This window comes from Nitrosopumilus sp. S6, from assembly GCF_054515815.1.
Genome location: NZ_JBTNRI010000016.1, coordinates 18,151 through 35,982, shown reverse-complemented (window position 1 = coordinate 35,982; position 17,832 = coordinate 18,151). Strand labels below are relative to the sequence as shown.

At 33.8% G+C, this 17,832-nt stretch carries 17 protein-coding genes; 10 read left to right on the top strand and 7 right to left on the bottom strand.

Going from position 1 to position 17,832, the window contains the following annotated elements:
• Positions 1-1,620 (top strand): hypothetical protein (locus ACX12B_RS09070; protein ID WP_459353691.1); only part of this gene is annotated, 1,620 nt, incomplete at its 5' end.
• Between the two features lie 146 nt (positions 1,621-1,766).
• A complete protein-coding gene (locus ACX12B_RS09065; RefSeq protein ID WP_459353690.1) occupies positions 1,767-2,732 on the top strand; it encodes an MBL fold metallo-hydrolase in 966 nt (321 codons plus the stop codon).
• Here the strand turns inward: ACX12B_RS09065 and ACX12B_RS09060 are convergent.
• Together ACX12B_RS09060 and ACX12B_RS09055 are read right to left on the bottom strand one after the other, a co-directional pair.
• A complete protein-coding gene (locus ACX12B_RS09060) occupies positions 2,725-2,961 on the bottom strand; it encodes a hypothetical protein (protein WP_459353689.1) in 237 nt (78 codons plus the stop codon). The two genes, ACX12B_RS09065 and ACX12B_RS09060, sit on opposite strands and share 8 nt — an antisense overlap.
• A gap of 62 nt (positions 2,962-3,023) precedes the next feature.
• Positions 3,024-4,301, bottom strand: coding sequence for a glycerate kinase type-2 family protein (locus ACX12B_RS09055; protein ID WP_459353688.1), 1,278 nt, complete (start codon positions 4,299-4,301; stop codon positions 3,024-3,026).
• Positions 4,302-4,353: 52 nt separating this feature from the next.
• Between ACX12B_RS09055 and ACX12B_RS09050 the strand changes: the two genes are divergently transcribed.
• The 3 genes from ACX12B_RS09050 to ACX12B_RS09040 all read left to right on the top strand — a co-directional run bounded on the left by ACX12B_RS09050 (position 4,354) and on the right by ACX12B_RS09040 (position 6,789).
• Positions 4,354-5,298: an iron-containing alcohol dehydrogenase gene (locus tag ACX12B_RS09050; protein WP_459353687.1), complete on the top strand. Its 945-nt coding sequence runs from the start codon at positions 4,354-4,356 to the stop codon at positions 5,296-5,298.
• A gap of 94 nt (positions 5,299-5,392) precedes the next feature.
• Positions 5,393-6,499 carry an LLM class flavin-dependent oxidoreductase gene (locus ACX12B_RS09045; protein ID WP_459353686.1) on the top strand — a complete coding sequence of 369 codons (1,107 nt, stop codon included), beginning with the start codon at positions 5,393-5,395 and terminating at the stop codon, positions 6,497-6,499.
• A gap of 59 nt (positions 6,500-6,558) precedes the next feature.
• A complete protein-coding gene (locus ACX12B_RS09040; protein WP_459353685.1) occupies positions 6,559-6,789 on the top strand; it encodes a hypothetical protein in 231 nt (76 codons plus the stop codon).
• Here the strand turns inward: ACX12B_RS09040 and ACX12B_RS09035 are convergent.
• Together ACX12B_RS09035 and ACX12B_RS09030 are read right to left on the bottom strand one after the other, a co-directional pair.
• Positions 6,784-7,203: a hypothetical protein gene (locus tag ACX12B_RS09035; RefSeq protein WP_459353684.1), complete on the bottom strand. Its 420-nt coding sequence runs from the start codon at positions 7,201-7,203 to the stop codon at positions 6,784-6,786. The two genes, ACX12B_RS09040 and ACX12B_RS09035, sit on opposite strands and share 6 nt — an antisense overlap.
• 206 nt (positions 7,204-7,409) lie before the next feature.
• Entirely contained in the window at positions 7,410-7,640 is a 231-nt protein-coding gene (locus ACX12B_RS09030) for a hypothetical protein (RefSeq protein WP_459353683.1), read from the bottom strand.
• Positions 7,641-7,688: 48 nt separating this feature from the next.
• Between ACX12B_RS09030 and ACX12B_RS09025 the strand changes: the two genes are divergently transcribed.
• Genes ACX12B_RS09025 through uvrC form a run of 4 tightly spaced genes read left to right on the top strand, consistent with a single transcriptional unit; the run spans position 7,689 to position 14,712 of the window.
• Positions 7,689-8,321, top strand: coding sequence for a pyridoxamine 5'-phosphate oxidase family protein (locus tag ACX12B_RS09025; protein ID WP_459353682.1), 633 nt, complete (start codon positions 7,689-7,691; stop codon positions 8,319-8,321).
• Between the two features lie 46 nt (positions 8,322-8,367).
• Complete coding sequence (gene uvrB / locus ACX12B_RS09020; protein WP_459353681.1) at positions 8,368-10,323, top strand: excinuclease ABC subunit UvrB; 1,956 nt, start codon at positions 8,368-8,370, stop codon at positions 10,321-10,323.
• Entirely contained in the window at positions 10,310-13,129 is a 2,820-nt protein-coding gene (gene uvrA, locus ACX12B_RS09015; protein ID WP_459353680.1) for an excinuclease ABC subunit UvrA, read from the top strand. Before uvrB ends, uvrA begins: the two co-directional genes overlap by 14 nt.
• Positions 13,126-14,712 carry an excinuclease ABC subunit UvrC gene (gene uvrC, locus ACX12B_RS09010; RefSeq protein ID WP_459353679.1) on the top strand — a complete coding sequence of 529 codons (1,587 nt, stop codon included), beginning with the start codon at positions 13,126-13,128 and terminating at the stop codon, positions 14,710-14,712. Before uvrA ends, uvrC begins: the two co-directional genes overlap by 4 nt.
• Before the next feature lie 20 nt (positions 14,713-14,732).
• Here uvrC and ACX12B_RS09005 read toward each other — a convergent pair whose 3' ends face one another.
• Both ACX12B_RS09005 and ACX12B_RS09000 read right to left on the bottom strand, forming a co-directional pair.
• Entirely contained in the window at positions 14,733-15,653 is a 921-nt protein-coding gene (locus ACX12B_RS09005; RefSeq protein WP_459353678.1) for a cupredoxin domain-containing protein, read from the bottom strand.
• A 312-nt stretch (positions 15,654-15,965) separates the two neighbouring features.
• Positions 15,966-16,301 (bottom strand): hypothetical protein, encoded by a 336-nt coding sequence (locus ACX12B_RS09000; protein WP_459353677.1) that lies wholly within the window; start codon positions 16,299-16,301, stop codon positions 15,966-15,968.
• An 88-nt stretch (positions 16,302-16,389) separates the two neighbouring features.
• Between ACX12B_RS09000 and ACX12B_RS08995 the strand changes: the two genes are divergently transcribed.
• Complete coding sequence (locus ACX12B_RS08995; RefSeq protein WP_012215483.1) at positions 16,390-16,596, top strand: hypothetical protein; 207 nt, start codon at positions 16,390-16,392, stop codon at positions 16,594-16,596.
• Between the two features lies 1 nt (position 16,597).
• Here the strand turns inward: ACX12B_RS08995 and ACX12B_RS08990 are convergent, their stop codons facing one another.
• Positions 16,598-17,761, bottom strand: a complete 1,164-nt coding sequence (locus tag ACX12B_RS08990; RefSeq protein WP_459353676.1) for a citrate synthase — start codon at positions 17,759-17,761, stop codon at positions 16,598-16,600.
• Positions 17,762-17,832 lie beyond the last annotated feature (71 nt).

The following is a 17,832-nucleotide window of genomic DNA, read 5'->3' as shown; positions in this document are numbered from 1 at the left end:
ACAACTACTGGTGCTCAAACCCGATCTCTCTCTGACACAATATCTCTCTCTGACACTACAAACAACACTGTCACAAAATCTCTCTCTGACACCACCTCCATATCTGACACTGTTATAGCATCAGGTTCTCAAACCCGATCTCTCTCTGACACAATATCTCTCTCTGACACTACATCTCGTGTACTGGTTCTTTCCTCTAGTACCTCTAGTGTAACAATTCAATCTTCTTCGCCAACAATAAAGATCAGCTCCTCTTCATCATTAGCTACTGTCACTGTTCCTAGTGGTACAAATGGGGCAATTGATTTTACTGCTAGTGGTGGCTCAGCAACCACTCCTGGTCAGACTATGACAATAACTACTCAAGACACAAATCCAATTGAAATTCAAATACAAGCCAGTACGGCAATTTCTACATCTTCAGGTTCTACTTGGAATGGTATTTTCCAAACTGCTAATGTTAGAACTGTATCCAGCGTTTCTGCCCCATCCGGTCAAACTGTTGATTTAGTAATTAGAATTGGTTCTCCTGACAGTAATTTGAGCTTGGACAAAGCAATGAAAATCACCCTTAATGGACAAGCTGGAAAACGTGCATACTTTGTATCATCTACTGGTGCCCAAACAGAAATTACTGCTACTTGTGATTCTACTGATGTTTCTACTGTAACGCTTGCAACTGATGCTGATTGTAAGATTGATAGTGGCTCAAACTTAATTGTAATGACTAAACATGCTACTGATCTGTTTACTGCTAGTACTACTAGTACTACAAGTGGAAGTGGAGGAAGTTCAGATAGCACCCCCCCATCAGTTTTTGTAGGATTTGCGGAAAATGAATTCCCATTAGTCTATGATGGTGTTAATTACATTCCTTCTCTATTTGACAATGCTCATACCGCAATAATTGAAACTGGTGATGAATTAAAGACTACTTTGACTTTATATGAAAATACGGGTAATGGAAATGTACAACATGTGGAGATGTATGTAAACCAATTTGGTTCACGAATTCTAAATGATCTCACAGAAACTATTGTGATTTATGATAAACAGCATGGTGTGGAAATAATTGATCCATATAATTTGATACACACAGCTGATATCCTCCCATCAATATCTGAAAATAAAGCCGTATTTGACTTTGTAATTGTATTTGAGAATAGTATTCCAAAGTCTGATATTTTATTCCGAGTTTGGGATGTCAAACGAAATTCTATGGAGTTACATCTGCCAGATGCATTAATTGTTAATGTTTCTGTTGATCCTGAACCCGCAGTAGACTCTGTTGTTGATCCTGAACCCGCAGTAGACTCTGTTGTTGATCCTGAACCCGCAGTAGACTCTGTTGTTGATCCTGAACCTGTATCTGATAACTTTACTGTTGAACAACTTTCTATTCTAAAGAAATGGGCAGGATATGATCTAAATTCTGCGTCTGAACTTGATGTGTTGTCTGAATTTGGAGTAAATGGTGATAAGATTCCCTCTTGGGTTAAACAATATGTTGGATGGATTTTAAAGGAACAAGTATCATATAATGAATTTACCAACGCTCTGAATTATTTAGATAATCGAGGTTCTTTGTCTAGTTCTATGGTGATGGATCCTGAACCCTAGAAAACTCAAAACTTTATTGATTCTTCATACTCTAGTTTAACTATAGAACTTATCAAAAAATAGATTGATCTGAGGTTGAATCAATTAAAACTTGTAATTTATATCAAATCGTATTTTGATGAATCTCATTGCCTAGAAAAGTCAGGATGACAAAAAATGGTATCCTGTGTGAGGTAAATGAAAGACGTGTTTGTTTAGATCCAAAAAATGCTGATGCTACAGGAATAAATTTTGTATCTCATGCTCATGCTGATCATCTTCCTTCAAAAAATGGTGGAACAATCTTATCTTCAATTGAAACCAGTGAAATTGCTAATCTACGTGGGTTCAAGATGGAAAATCATGTTGAATCTATTGATGATTTCTCTCTAATTGATAGTGGACATATTCTTGGCGCAAAGGGACTTCTCTTTGATGATATCTTCTATACCGGTGATATCTGTACCCGAAATAGAGGCTTTCTTCAGGGTGCAAAAATTCCAAAATGTAAGACATTGATTACTGAATGCACATTTGGCTTGCCTGAATTTATTTTTCCAAAAATGGATGAAATTCAAAAACAGGTAAATGAGTTGATTTCAGAATTATATGGTAAAGGAATACCTGTGATTTTAATGGGATATCAGTTGGGAAAGGCCCAAACTATCACCCAACTCTTTGGACATTGGGGCCCACTTTACTTTCATGATTCTGTAAAAGAAATGAACACACTTCATCAGAAATTTGGTGTTGAACTAAAAAATGGTATGGGGCATTCTGAGGCTCAAAAAAATGGATTGCTAGATAAGAAACCTTGGATAATGGTTGCCCCTATGATGTCCAGTAAAAATAAATTCATTCAAGAAATGAAATCAAAATACGGCGCAGTAACAATCGGATTTAGTGGATGGGCTCAATCTACAAAATTTTCTTTTGGACGAAGAACTGATTACTCTATTCCAATGAGTGATCATTGTGATTTTAATGAATTAGTGGATATGGTAATTCAATCTGGTGCAGAACAAGTTTACACTATACATGGATTCGTTGAAGAATTTGCAGAACACTTGAAGAAGAAAATTGGAATTAGTGCTCAACCATTACTTGAAAATTCTTTAGATGACTTTACTTGACAAATTCATGACAATCACACTCTGCAACTAGACATGTCTCTGAATTTCTAATGTGATCATGTGAAAAATGTTTACATTTATCATTTTTGCAAATTCTTCTTTGTGCTTCTTTTTGTACAACTGACTGTGCAATCTCATTTGCTTTTTCCTTAGTGTATCCTTTTTTATCAATATAGAAATGCACTATTCTATTGTACAGAACATCTGGATTGAATTGTTTTTCTAGCAAGGTAATTCTGCATAAAATACGTCATTATGATATTAAAAGATCGGTTATTGAAAACCTGTAATTTACCTCAAAATCACGCCTATGTCCATGAGATTTGTATGCGTAAAATCAGTTATTATGTTACTTTTTTGCTTTTGAAAGAATCTTCCTGAGTCACTATTTTTTAAAAATTCTTTCATTGTGTTTAGGTCTACTTTGATGTTTTCAGTAATTGCCCCTGCAAATACGGAATTTCCATCAATTCCATCAGTTCCCATTGATGCAATGACTATTTTTTTGAATTTTTGAGTATTCTTCAAAAGTCTTAATACTAATTCTTGATTTCTTCCTCCCATACCTTTTCCTAAAACTTTCACTGTTGTTTCCCCCCCAATAAGCAAACATGTTTTTTGATCTTCTGAAATATTCTCTAAAATTTTTGTCACTGCTTCTTTGATATCTCCAAATACTTGTAATGTTTTGATTTTGTAACCTTTCTTCTTAGCTTCTATCTCCATTGCTTTTAGGCAATCATTGTTGTTTGCTATTACCTGATTTTCAATTTTATGCTTTTTTGGAGTTTCTAACTTTTCATCTTCTAATCCTTTCTCTAAAACTTGTAGAACCTCAATCGGAGTTTTTCTTTTTAGTTTATATTTTTCTAAAATATCTAATGCATCTGAAAATGTTGTATTGTCCATGTATGTAGTCCCTGATGCAATAGATGACAGGTCGTCTCCTTCAACATCTGACATTATCAAACTTAGACCTTGGCATTTCATGTTTTCAACTAACTTCCCTCCTTTGATTTTTGAAAGATGTTTTCTAACACAATTGAACTCTTGAATGGATGCACCTGATTTTAGTAATAATTTTGTCACAAAGATTTTGTCATCTAATGTTATGCCATTTGGCATGGCCAAAAGTGATGAACCTCCTCCTGACACTAGAAAAATTATTAGTTCATCACTCTTTTTATTTTGAACAAATTTTATGACTTCTTTTGCCGCTTTTACACTGGTTTGATCAGGCTCAGGATGCCTGGAATTAAAAATCTGAAATTTCTTACCTTTGATGATTGATTTTGAGCCTTTGGGAATCACTATGATTCCACTCTTAATTGGAACTATTGCATTAAGTGCCCTTGTCATGGAATCTCCTGCTTTTCCAAATGCTACTGAGTAAATGTTAGAATATTTTGTAATATTGATAGTTTTACCATTGATTTTGATTTTTTCAGGTGTGACATACTTTGAAATTATATTTTCTGGATTTGCTGCTCTGAGACCTGCGTCTAAAATCTCTAAACATTCTTTCTTTTTGTCAGTTGTTGCCAACTCTTCAAAATTCTGAATGATCATACTCTTCCTCAATAATGCAAGATATAATAATAATCAATGATGCTGGTGATCTATGCAAACAGTACGCATTCCAAAAGTTATCAACTTTGGAGAAAATGCACTTGGTGAAACAGAATATCCTAAAAATGCATTAATTGTCACAACAGTTCCTCCAGAACTTTCTGACAAATGGATTGCAAGAATGGGAATTCAGGATTATATGCTGTATGACCAAGTAAAACCTGAACCATCAATTGATGATGTCAATGCTGTTATTTCACAATTCAAAGACAAAGATCCCTCTGTCCTAATTGGACTCGGTGGTGGAAGTTCTATGGATGTAGTAAAATATGCTGCACCTGAGATGAAAAAAGAAAAGATCTTGATTCCAACAACCTTTGGAACTGGAGCTGAAATGACAACTTATTGTGTTCTCAAATTTGATGGAAAAAAGAAATTGTTACGTGAAGACAGATTCTTAGCTGACATGGCAGTAGTTGATTCATATTTTATGGACGGTACTCCTGAACAAGTCATCAAAAATTCTGTCTGTGATGCATGTGCTCAAGCTACTGAGGGCTATGATAGCAAACTTGGTAATGACTTGACTAGAACTCTGTGTAAACAAGCATTTGAGATTCTTTATGATGCAATTATGAATGACAAACCAGAAAACTATCCTTACGGTTCAATGTTGTCTGGTATGGGCTTTGGTAATTGTTCTACGACTCTTGGACATGCTTTGTCCTATGTGTTCTCAAATGAAGGTGTACCTCATGGTTACTCTCTTTCATCCTGTACTACAGTAGCTCACAAACATAACAAATCAATCTTCTATGACAGATTCAAAGAAGCAATGGAAAAACTAGGATTTGATAAATTAGAACTCAAAGCTGATGTTTCTGAAGCTGCAGATACCGTCATGACTGATAGAGGACATTTGGATCCAAACCCAATTCCAATATCAAAAGATGATGTTGTAAAATGTCTTGAGGATATCAAAGCAGGTAATTTGTAAAAAATTCACAAATTTTTTACCTTTTTTCTATTTTCTTGATAAACTGCGAAATTGGCAGCTTGATTAAACTTTTTATTCTAATGATTCGACGTAAATGTACTTGACTGATAAGAAACTCAAATTTGGTATTCAAAACGGGCTAAATGTTGCAAGAGCTGGATACACTGAGGATCAAATCTTAACAGCATGTATGCTTGCTGACAAAACAGGCTATGATTCTATTTTCTATATGGACCATACTAATGTCCCACAATGGAAAAATGCTATTGTATTAGATCCATGGGTTATGCTTTCAGCTATTGCTGCAGTTACAAACAATGTTGAACTTGGAACTTGTGTAACTGATGCAATTAGAAGACATCCTTCAAACATTGCACTTGCTGCAATTACTCTTGATAGAGTTTCAAAAGGTAGAGCAATTCTTGGAATTGGTGCCGGTGAAGCACAAAATCTAAAAGAATTTTGTATTCCATTTGAAAAACCAGTATCAAAATGGGAAGAACAAATTGAAACTATTCATAAATTATACGAATCAACTCCTGATAACACTGTAAATTATGATGGAAAATATTACAAACTCGAGGGTGCATGTTTACAAGCCCCTCCAATTAGAAAACCTCGTCCACCAACATATATGGCATCTGGTGGTACACGTACACTTGCATTAACTGGAAAACTTGGTGATGGTTGGTTACCAATTGGTTACACTCCAGAACTGTTTGAAGATCATGCAAAACAAATTCAAAAATCTATGGATGAAAATAACCGAACTCAAGAAGAAAAAGATAACTTCCAATATGCACTTGATATTGATGTCTACTTTTCTGAAGATGCAGAAGAGTCATGGGCAAGAATGAAAGAAGCTGTCAAAGTGAGTTTGTTCAAACCCGAAATCCTTCGTGTACATGGACTAAAAGAAATTGAAGGCTTTGATTTTAGAAAATACTTTACAGAATATTCAATGTCTAATCAAGATTGGATTGTAAAGATGAGAGAAGCTGCCACAAAGATTCCTGAACCTGTGGCACGTTCTTCAACTGCAGTTGGAACTCCTGATGATATCATTCCAACATTTGAGAGATTCATGGATGCTGGTGTTAATCACTTTGTAATTAGATTCTGGGGTAAGAATTACTTTGGCTCTATTGATAAATTCGCAAGTCATGTAATGCCTGCACTCAGAGAAAAAGCCAAACAATAAGACGTTCTATTCTATAACATACAGAAAATCATTTACTTTACTGTGTTTTACAATATATCATGGATGATGACCTTCCTGAATCTGTAAAGAAATGCCTTGACATTTTAGAAGAAAATGTCGAGATTCTAGCAAATTTGGAACTTGAACTAGAAGATGAACAAGAAAATACTTTGGTTCCTGATATGGAATTACATCAACTATATGATATGACTGAAGATGTCGCAGAATCTGCAAAATTAAAAAGAGCTGAATCTAATTTTGCAAGAAGACAAGCAGAAGACTCTTTATGATTTGTGAGGTCTCTTGTTTTTTGCTTTTGTAAATGACTTTGCTCTACGTTTGTTTCGTTGTTTTTCTAACCGCTTTCTTGTGCGTTCAGTTGCTTTTGTTGAACCTGCAATAATCTTTGTTTTGCTTCCATCTCTAAGCATTATTTCTTTTCCTTTGAATCTAAACTCAACATCTCTGCATTTGATGTAATATTTTTTCATGCAGAAAAATATTCTATTGTTTGTACCATGCATCTCTTTAATTTCTCTAGATTTTTTTAATTCATTGAGAATATTTCGTAATAATCCTTTGTCAATATCTGTAATTCTATGCAACTCTCTAAACCAGATGAACTTTGACTCTGCTCCCCATTCTTCGAGAATATCTAGTACTTCTTTCGTTGCTTCTTCTCGTTCCTCGTCTAACTCTGACATGATTGTTATTGAATTTCTCTTAAATTAAGTGATTTTATTTAATAAAAAAATTGAATGAGTAAAGTCAAGTTTTAGGATGTTTCTGTTTTTTTGATATTTTTTGTGATTTGATGATATGAATCAATATCAAACTGAATGTGATGAATTGTCTTGTAAGATTTTGGAAATTAAGGCATTAGCTAAAGAACTTGAGGAAGAAGATTAGACTATTTTTTTAGTCGTCTTTCTTTGATTCTTGATTTTGTAACCTTTGTTGATTGTTTTTGATTATTTTCCATTTGCTTTGCAATGTTGTCTATCTGCTTGATGATTTTCTCTTGTTCTTGAGGTGATTCTATCTTTAGAAGTTTCTTTTTTAATTTTTTTAAATTATTTGTGTATCTATTAAAATCATTTTTTAATTCATCAAGATATGGATCTCGCATACTTTTTGGCATACATTGTTACATTTAGTTTATTAGATCAACTTCCAAATTACAACTGGTTTGAAACTAGTAGGACGTCTTGAAATCAAATCATATGAAAAGATAAAAGAATTTCTTTCTGAAGAACACGTTGGAAGAATTGCAAGCATTGATGACAATGGATACCCTCAAATCATTCCTATGAATTTTGCATTTGCAAATGATTCAATTTACATGCATTCGTATACTAGGGGTGAAAAATTAGATAATATCTCAAGAAATGACAAAGTTGGGTTTGAAGTTGATAGAGAATTAGAATTTCTTCCATCATATTTCTCACATCCTACTGATGCATCTCAAGCAGATACTTTGTACATTAGTGTGGTTATCAAAGGAAAAGCAGTTATTGTTGAAGATGATGTTGAAAAAGCACTTGGACTCAATGAATTAATGAAAAAATATCAGCCTGAAGGCAATTACATTCCAATACAAAATAATGATCTAGTTTTAGATGAGGTTGCAGTTATCAAAGTCATTCCTGACTCTATCAAAGGAAAGTACAAAATTGGGCAACAATTACGATCTGATTCTAGACAAATTTTGGCACAAAAAATACTAGAACGAAACTCTTCTACCTCTAAACAAACTCTGAAAATTATGGGCTTTGAGGAAACTCCTGATGGACTAAAAATGGTCGATGAACCTGTTTGGTAGTTTATGATATCACCATTGCTTTAAATTCAGTTTTTAGGGATTGTACATGTTGGAGCAAATAACTCAATTTGACTTAGTATCTGAATATGTTCCTACAGGTGATCAACCCCAAGCAATTGATCAACTAGTTCGAGGTGTCAAAGACAAAACTGTTCAAACATTATTGGGTGTTACTGGTAGTGGTAAGACATTTTCTGTTGCAAATGTTATTGCAAGAACTGGAAAAAACACTCTAGTCATATCTCATAATAAGACACTAGCTGCACAACTGTATTCTGAATTAAAACAATTCTTTCCAAAAAATAATGTTGGATATTTTGTTTCATATTATGATTATTATCAACCAGAAAGTTACCTTCCGCAAACTGATACTTACATTGAGAAAGACACTCAAATAAATGAGAAAATTGAAAAGCTAAGATTGGAGGCAACGGCAATGTTGCTCTCAGGCGAACCCACAATTATTGTATCTACTGTTTCATGCATCTATTCTCTTGGTAATCCCAAAGATTGGGAAGATTTGGCAATTACTGTAACCTCTGGTGATGAAATTAAACGAAATGAACTCATTAGACAATTAGTTGATGCTCGATATGAAAGAAACGATACTGAGGTAGCTCCTGGAAACTTTAGAGTCAAAGGTGATACCATTGACATTACTCCTGCATATTCTGAAGATCTTGTAAGAATTTCCATGTTTGGTGATGAAGTAGAAAAAATATCTTTACTTGATCATGTTTCCCTAAAAGAAAAAAAGAAAATTAATCAAATGAAAATTTTTCCTGCAAAACACTATCTTATAGCTAAGGATGTAAGAAAAAAAGCAGTTCAATCAATTAAAGATGAACTCAAGAAACGTTTGCCTGAATTAAATGAATTAGAAAAACAGAGACTTGAAATGAGAACAAAATATGATTTGGAGATGATTGAAGAGTTGGGGTATTGTTCTGGTATTGAAAACTACTCTAGGCATTTTGATGGTAGACAAGCAGGCCAAAAGGCATTTTGTTTGATGGATTTTTTTGGAGATGATTACTTACTCGTAATTGATGAATCCCATGTTACATTGCCACAACTACATGGTATGTACAAAGGTGATCATTCTAGAAAAAAAGAACTAGTGACATATGGATTCAGATTGCCAAGTGCATATGATAATCGTCCGTTAAAATTTGAAGAATTTGAAAAATACCTTAAAAACACAATCTTTGTTTCTGCAACTCCTGCAGAATACGAAAAGAAGATTTCTTCCACTATTGCAGAACAACTGGTGAGGCCTACTGGGTTACTTGATCCTCAAGTGGAAATTAGGCCTACAAAAAACCAGATGGATGATTTAATTCAAGAAATCAACAAAAAAGTAGCCTGTTCTGAGCGTGTTTTAGTTACAACTTTGACCAAAAGGATGGCTGAAGATCTGGCTGAATATCTCTCAAAAAAACAAATTCGTGTACGATACATGCATTCTGAAATTGAAGGATTGCAGAGAACTGAGTTAATCAGGCAATTACGTCTTGGAGAATTTGATGTTCTAGTTGGAATCAACTTGCTTCGAGAAGGATTGGATATTCCTGAAGTGTCTCTTGTTGCGATACTTGATGCCGATAAGGAAGGATTTCTTAGAAACTTTACTAGTTTAATTCAAACTTTTGGTAGGGCCGCAAGAAATGAAAACGGACATGTCATTATGTATGCTGATACAACTACCAAATCAATGAAAAATGCAATGGATGAAACAAAACGTCGTAGAGAAAAACAAATACAATACAATAAAGACAATAACATAACTCCAAAGACAATCATAAAATCTGTTCCAGAACAAGTTACCACACTTGATGATTCAAAACTAAAATCAACTCATGATATTGCTACTGATATTATTGATTTGGAATCTCAGATGAAAAAATATTCTGAAGATTTGGATTTTGAGCGTGCAATTGAATGTAGGGATAGAATAAAAAGACTAGAAAAGGAGATTCAAATAAAAAATGACAGGAGATAAATTAAAAATTCGTGGTGCACGTCACCATAATTTAAAAAATATTGACATTGATATTCCAAAAAACAAGTTAGTTGTAATTAGTGGATTATCTGGTTCTGGAAAATCCACTTTGGCTTTTGATACCATTTATGCTGAAGGTCAAAGACGATATGTTGAATCTCTTTCTGCATATGCACGTCAATTTTTAGAGATGATGGATAAACCTGATGTTGATTCTATTGAAGGCCTATCTCCTGCAATATCCATTCAACAAAAAACAACTAGCAAAAATCCCCGTTCTACGGTTGGAACAACTACTGAAATCTATGATTACATGAGATTACTTTATGCAAGAATTGGCATTCCTTATTGTACTAATTGTGGACGAAAAATCTCTACTCAATCAATTGAAACTATCTGTGATTCTGTGCTAAGAGAATTTTCAGGCAAAAAAATTCTAATCTTATCTCCAATCATTCAAAGAAAAAAAGGAACCTATGAGAAACTATTTGAACAGATCAAAAAGGATGGATATTCAAGAATACGCCTAAATGGTGAAATTTTGAGCCTAGATGAAGAAATCCCTCCTCTTGATAGGCAAAAATGGCACAACATTGAGATTGCAGTTGACAGAATTACTACTGAAAAATCAGAGCGCTCAAGATTGTTTGAGGCAATTCAGACTGCAATAAAGGCATCCAAAGGAGATGTTATGATCGCATCAGAAAAATCTGAAAAAATCTTTTCTCAAAACAATGCATGTCCTTATTGTGGATTAACTGTAGGTGAGTTGGAACCAAGAAATTTCTCTTTTAACTCCCCTTTTGGTTTGTGTAAAGAATGTAATGGTCTTGGTGTCAAAATGGAATTTGATCCTGATTTGGTAATTCCTGATAAAACAAAGTCCATTTTGGATGGTGCGATTGTTCCATGGAGTGGAAGATTTTCTTCATTTAGAAGACAAGCATTAAGAGCAGTTGGAAAAAAATTTGGCTTTGATTTGATGACTCCTATAAACAAAATAAAACCAAAACATCTTCAAATTATTTTGTATGGCACTGATGATTTAATTGATTTTAACTATCGTTCAAAATCAGGTGACTCTTCATGGCAATATACCAATGCCTTTGAAGGTGTATTATCTAATCTTCAACGTGTCTTCATGGAAACAGACTCTGAAGCAAAACGTGAATGGTTAAAACAATTCATGCGTGACACCCCCTGTAATACATGTAAAGGAAAAAAACTCAAACCTGAATCTCTTGCAGTAAAAATTAACGATAAAGGAATAATGGATGTTTGTGATTTATCTATTGATCATTGTTATGATTTTTTTTCTACATTGAAATTGACTGAAAATGAGCAATACATTGCAAGAGATGTTCTAAAAGAGATTAAAGAACGACTAGAATTTTTAATGAATGTCGGTTTGAATTATCTTACTCTAAACAGATTAAGTTCTACGTTGTCTGGTGGTGAATCTCAAAGAATTCGATTAGCAACTCAAATTGGCTCTAATCTTACTGGTGTGTTGTATGTTTTAGATGAGCCCACCATTGGCCTTCATCAAAGAGATAATGCACGACTCATAAAAACGCTAAATAAACTACGAAATCTGGGAAATACTGTCATTGTAGTGGAGCATGACGAAGAAGTTATACGAAATTCAGACTGGATGGTTGATTTGGGTCCTGGTGCTGGTGTGAATGGAGGAAGTGTAGTTTTTGAAGGAACTGTTAACCAAATTCTTAATGGTCACAAATCTGTAACTGGTGATTATCTTAAAGATAACTCATTAATCACATTACAAGATAAAATTAGAAATAATTCTGGTACTCTTGTTGTAGAAAAAGCATCTGAAAATAATCTGAAAAACATTGATGTTGAAATTCCATTGGGTCTCTTTGTTTCAATTACTGGTGTTTCAGGTTCTGGAAAATCTACTTTAATTAATGATATTTTACTCAAAGCACTAGAGAATCATTTTTACAAATCAAATGTAAAACCTGGAAATCACAAAAAGATTGTTGGTTTGGAAAATATTGATAAGGTTATTGCAATTGATCAATCCCCCATTGGAAGAACTCCTAGGTCAAACCCTGCAACATACATCGGTGCATTTACTCCTATTAGAGAATTATATGCAAATACTGAACTATCAAAAGAACGTGGATATGCTCCAGGACAATTTTCATTTAATGTTGCTGATGGACGATGTTTTGCATGTGATGGTGATGGAGTAAAACAAATTGAGATGCAGTTTCTTTCTGATGTTTATGTAAAATGTGATGAATGCAAAGGAAAACGTTACAACTCTGAAACATTATCTGTTCTTTACAAAGGAAAAAACATTTCAGATATTTTAGATATGACCGTATATGAGGCGCTGAACTTTTTTGAGAACGTTCCTGCAATTAAAAGAAAATTACAAACAATCTATGATGTTGGATTAGGTTACATCAAACTTGGACAATCATCTACAACTCTATCTGGTGGTGAGGCTCAAAGAGTTAAACTAGCCTCAGAATTATCTAAACGAGGTACTGGAAAGACAATGTATATTTTAGATGAACCTACAACTGGACTACACTTTGCAGATGTTCAAAAATTATTAGATGTTCTAAACCGACTAGCAAATCTTGGAAACACTGTAGTTGTAATTGAGCATAATATGGATGTCATTAAAAATTCAGATTGGATAATTGATTTAGGTCCTGAAGGCGGTGATGAAGGTGGCAGGATAGTTGCTGTAGGTACTCCAAAAGATATTGCAAAAGCTCCTGGAAGTTATACTGGGAAATACCTTAAGAAACTAGTTAAAAAATGACTTTTGATATTTCAAAGATTACAATTCCTACTGATCCAGGCATCTATTTGATGAAAGATTCTGATAAAAAAATAATTTACATTGGCAAGGCAAAGAATCTCAAAAAACGTGTAAAATCATATTTTCTAAAAAATCAAAATTACAAAACACAAAAATTGGTTCAAAATATTTCTGATATTGAATTTGTTCTAACTGATAATGAAAGTGAGGCATTTCTTTTAGAATCAAACATGATCAAAAAATATCGTCCCAGATTTAATATTGAATTAAAGGATCAACAACGATATACCTACCTTAGAATTTCTGATGAGAAATATCCTAGATTACTAGTTGCAAGACGTACTAGAGATGGAAAATTTCTTGGCAAAGGAAAAACTTTTGGTCCTTTTACTCAAGGTAGTTCTAAATTACTTACAATAGGAGCATTACGTAAGGCATTTCAAATAAGAATCTGTAAAACATTACCAAAAAAAGTTTGTCTTGAATATCACCTGGGAAACTGTGAAGGTCCTTGCGAATTTCAAGACGCTCAGGATAGATATCCAAAACATGTTGCAGCATTAGAAGATGTACTAAAAGGAAAGAATCAAACAAAAATTTTTACTAAAAAACTAGAAGAAGAGATGCATCAGGCTGCTGAATTACAACAATTTGAGCGTGCAAAAGATATTCGTGATACTTTGATTAGACTTGGAAGTCTTCAAACAAAACAAAAAATGGAATATGTAGAAAATTCTGATGAAGAATACTTTGGAATTGGAATTCAAGAACAATCTGCAACTGTAATGAATTTTAGAATGATTAATGGTGTAATTCGTGATAGTGACAAATTCTTTTTTGATCTAGTGGGTGATAATTCTTTTTCAAATTTTCTATATCAGTATTATTCTACACATAAAATTCCAAAACATATCATTGTAAGTGAACTTCCTGAAAACCAAAAACTTTTGGAATCTTTACTTTCAGAACAATCTGGTTTTCCTGTAAAAATTTCTACTCCTACAAAAGGCAAGAAAAAAAATATCATTAATCTGATTCTAAAAAATATCAAGCTTATTCATACTAAAGGTGGAGATCCTGGTTTAGTTGAACTAAGAGAAATACTGCGTCTACCAGAAATTCCAAATGTCATTGAATGCTTTGATATTTCTAATCATGGTGAAGACTTTGCAGTAGGCTCCATGGCTCAATTTGTAAATGGAAAACCAAACAAATCTGGATATAGAAAATTCAAAATTAAAACTGTGTCTGGAAGAGATGATTTTGCTATGATTGGAGAGATAATCAAGAGAAGATACTATCGATTATTAGAAGAAAATTCTGAATTACCTGATTTGGTAGTAATTGATGGTGGCAAAGGGCAACTAAGTGCTGCTACAAAGTCTTTAGAGTCCCTTGGATTGAAACTTCCTTGTATTTCATTAGCAAAAGAAAATGAAGAAGTCTATCTTCCAAAAGTCAAAAACCCTATTGTTATTGCAAAGAGCAAGTCTTCATTGAAAATCTTACAACATGTTAGAGATGAGACTCATAGATTTGGGGTTGCATACAATAGGACGATCAGGAAAAACCAAATAAAATAAGAAAAAAGAAAAAGTTTTGGCTAGTTCACTGTAACACTGCCAACCATCCAAGGATGTACCATACAAAAGTAGTCATAGCTTCCTGCATCTTCAAATGTAAATGAATATGCTGCTCCGCCCATAACTAGACTGCTGTCAAAGACACCAGATGGACCATCTGCTGGACTGCCGCCAGTAACTGTGTGTGCAGCGGTGTCAACATTGATCCATTCTACTGTGTCTCCAGCATTAATTGTAAGGTTTGCTGGAATGTAACATTCGTTAGTTTCTTCACATCCTGGAACTGAAGTGCCTGCTGGCATATCAACAGTATGAGTCATTGGACCTGCTGGAGCCTTCTTCTCCATAGGCATATTCTCTTTCATTGATACTTTTTCTTCAAGTTTTACAGTTTTTTCTTTCATCATAGCCTCTGTTTTTTTGAGGTCTAAGATTTTGTAATCAACTACGAATGTGTTGGTCTTCATTGTGTGAACTGCTAAAGCATTACCGGAAAATTCCCACTCACCTTTTGCATTCTTTGGATCAACAAATGTTAATTCAAAGATTGTTTTACCATCTGGAGTCCAAGTCTTTGCTGGTTTTTCATCAGCTCCAATTGGTCCTCTAAGTGTGACTAGCTGAATATTTTCAGATGCATCATAGAGAAGTGTACCTGAATATACTTTGTCACTTGGTGCCAATAGTACTGCAAGTTGGTGTGATTCATGTCCCATACCTGGGTCTTGTGTAGATGTGGCTCTCTCCCAACCAGCTTTCGTTGGTTTTTCAGGAGCAGCCTTTGATTCAGCCATCTTTGGCTCAGGTGCTGTAGATGTTACAGCTGGAGATGAAACACTGGGTCCGGCATTTTGAGATGCATCGCCATACATAGCAAATGCAACTCCGATTGCTACAATTGCAATTGAAAATCCAATTGCAGCTTTATCAATACCTGCCATAGTTGATCAGTGGCTTCATTTATGGTAAATAAATCTAATCTTCATTCTTACATTCATAATCAAAATTCCCTAGTTTTTTTCGTTCAAAAGATTCTATTTCTTTAAATTTTTCAATTTTTTTCAAATTTTCTAAAAATTTCTTGAAAATTACACATGATCGCTCTAATGCAACATTGAGTGTTGTCAATGAAGTTGAACAATTCTTTCTTTTATGATTCTCAATTGTAATAATATCATACAAAGCAACTGAGCTGTCACCAAGTAACTACTCGTTTTTGGTCTTAAGCTCTTTTGCCTTTAGATATTTTTTGATTAAATTAACTCAAATTCCATTTTTAATTTTCTTTGAGAAATTAGTTGTTTGATGAATTGTGTTCTTTTTTTGATAAATTCATCATTGATTTCTTTATTGAATTTGAAATGATCATACATTGTTTTTTCATCAAATTTTACTTTGACAGTATCTTCATCTTTTATGATGAATACTCCAATTGCCCAAAAAAGACCTACATGAAATGCAATGTATTTTGATTGTAAATCTGTCACTTTGTTTTTGTACATTTGAGCATGTTCTCTATTCTGTTTTTCAATAGATTTTCCTGTATTGATTTTCCATGATATCTTCTCATCATCTCCGTCAAAGTACAAAACATGGTCCAATTGTCATCCAAAAAGTGGTTTTTTGTCAATATATTTTGAATCCTTCACTTATGATCAAAGATTGAAAGGTGTAGGTATGCTTGAATCTCACGCCTTCTTTTCAAAAATGGTGGATGAATTAGTAGAATTTTCTGAATATGATCCTGAATTAGCTGATGGTATCAAGTGGCTTGATGAACAAGCACAGAAAAAGGGTATTACATTTTATGATATGGTTTTTGAAGTGTTGTACAAACATGATGTAAATTCTAAAGCTAAAGACTGGCTTAGTACAAGAAATTAAATTATTTTCTCAAGTCTAATGTTTTGTATTCACAACCTTCTGGACCACAATACTTTCCAACATACGTTGCTTTTGGTCTATACAATGCTGGTTTTGGTGCAGCCTCTGCAAATTTCTCTTCAATGATATGAGCTGCCCATCCGACAACTCTTGATATTGCAAATATTGGCGTGTTCAAATCTACTGGAATTTTTAACATATAGTAAATTGATGCGCTATACAAATCGACATTTGGATAGATGTCTTTTCCTTTTTGTGCTTTCATTTCAGAAATTGTTGTAGTTTCAACTTTTTCAGTCATGTCAAACCATGGTTCTTTTGTTTTTTCTGCAAGTTTTCTTGATAATTCTTTTAGTACTTGTGCTCTAGGATCGTATGTTCTATAAACTGCATGACCCATTCCCATAATCCTTTCACCCGAACTCATCTTTTCTTTTATCCATGATTCGACTTTTTGGATTTCTTGAATTTCTAGTAACATCTTCATGACCTCTGTATTTGCTCCACCGTGTAATTCTCCACTTAGTGCTCCGATTGCAGCACTAACTGCTGAATACATATGAGCTCTTGTTGATGCAACCTGTCTAGCTGTAAATGTTGATGCATTGAATGTATGATCTGCATGTAAAATTAAACACACGTCAAAAACTTTTTCCACTTCAGGATCTGGTTTTTCTCCTGACATCATGTATAGAAAATTTGCTGCATGACTCAGAGATGCATCTGGATCAACAATTGGAAGGCCATTTCTAATTCTCTGCCAACTTGCAATTATTGTGGGTACTTTGGCAATTAGATTAATTGCCCTATCATAACTTGCATTTTTGTTTGAGAATTCTTCGTCATAATATCCTGCAAGTGCTGCCACAAATGCCTGAAGCATATCCATAGGATCTGCATCCTTTCTCCAGTTTCCCATGTTTTTTTGCATTTGTTTTGGGATGTATCTTGCCTCAACCAATTTTAAATTGAATTCATCTAGTTGTGCCTTTGTGGGTAAATTATCATAAAGTAGTAAGTATGCTGTTTCCTCAAATGTTGAATTCTTTGTAAGATCTAAAATGTCAAATCCTCTGTAGATTAGCTTGCCTTTTTCTCCATCAATGTTTGAAATTCTTGTATCTGCAACCTCGATTCCTCTCAAGCCAATATTTTTTGTCTCCATACTGAGCCTAGGAAAAATTCTTCTATTATATTTTCGCTCAAATTATGTCTATGAAATTTAGTAATTAGTCT

Excerpts from the sequence above, each read along its gene's own strand:
- ACX12B_RS09050 (WP_459353687.1), top strand. The coding sequence starts at position 4,354 with ATGCAAACAGTACGCATTCCAAAAGTTATCAACTTTGGAGAAAATGCA.
- ACX12B_RS09045 (WP_459353686.1), top strand. The coding sequence starts at position 5,393 with ATGTACTTGACTGATAAGAAACTCAAATTTGGTATTCAAAACGGGCTA.
- ACX12B_RS08990 (WP_459353676.1), bottom strand. The coding sequence starts at position 17,761 with ATGGAGACAAAAAATATTGGCTTGAGAGGAATCGAGGTTGCAGATACA.
- uvrA (WP_459353680.1), top strand. The coding sequence starts at position 10,310 with ATGACAGGAGATAAATTAAAAATTCGTGGTGCACGTCACCATAATTTA.
- ACX12B_RS08995 (WP_012215483.1), top strand. The coding sequence starts at position 16,390 with ATGCTTGAATCTCACGCCTTCTTTTCAAAAATGGTGGATGAATTAGTA.
- uvrB (WP_459353681.1), top strand. The coding sequence starts at position 8,368 with ATGTTGGAGCAAATAACTCAATTTGACTTAGTATCTGAATATGTTCCT.
- ACX12B_RS09055 (WP_459353688.1), bottom strand. The coding sequence starts at position 4,301 with ATGATCATTCAGAATTTTGAAGAGTTGGCAACAACTGACAAAAAGAAA.
- ACX12B_RS09040 (WP_459353685.1), top strand. The coding sequence starts at position 6,559 with ATGGATGATGACCTTCCTGAATCTGTAAAGAAATGCCTTGACATTTTA.
- ACX12B_RS09005 (WP_459353678.1), bottom strand. The coding sequence starts at position 15,653 with ATGGCAGGTATTGATAAAGCTGCAATTGGATTTTCAATTGCAATTGTA.
- uvrC (WP_459353679.1), top strand. The coding sequence starts at position 13,126 with ATGACTTTTGATATTTCAAAGATTACAATTCCTACTGATCCAGGCATC.
- ACX12B_RS09065 (WP_459353690.1), top strand. The coding sequence starts at position 1,767 with ATGACAAAAAATGGTATCCTGTGTGAGGTAAATGAAAGACGTGTTTGT.
- ACX12B_RS09030 (WP_459353683.1), bottom strand. The coding sequence starts at position 7,640 with ATGCCAAAAAGTATGCGAGATCCATATCTTGATGAATTAAAAAATGAT.
- ACX12B_RS09035 (WP_459353684.1), bottom strand. The coding sequence starts at position 7,203 with ATGTCAGAGTTAGACGAGGAACGAGAAGAAGCAACGAAAGAAGTACTA.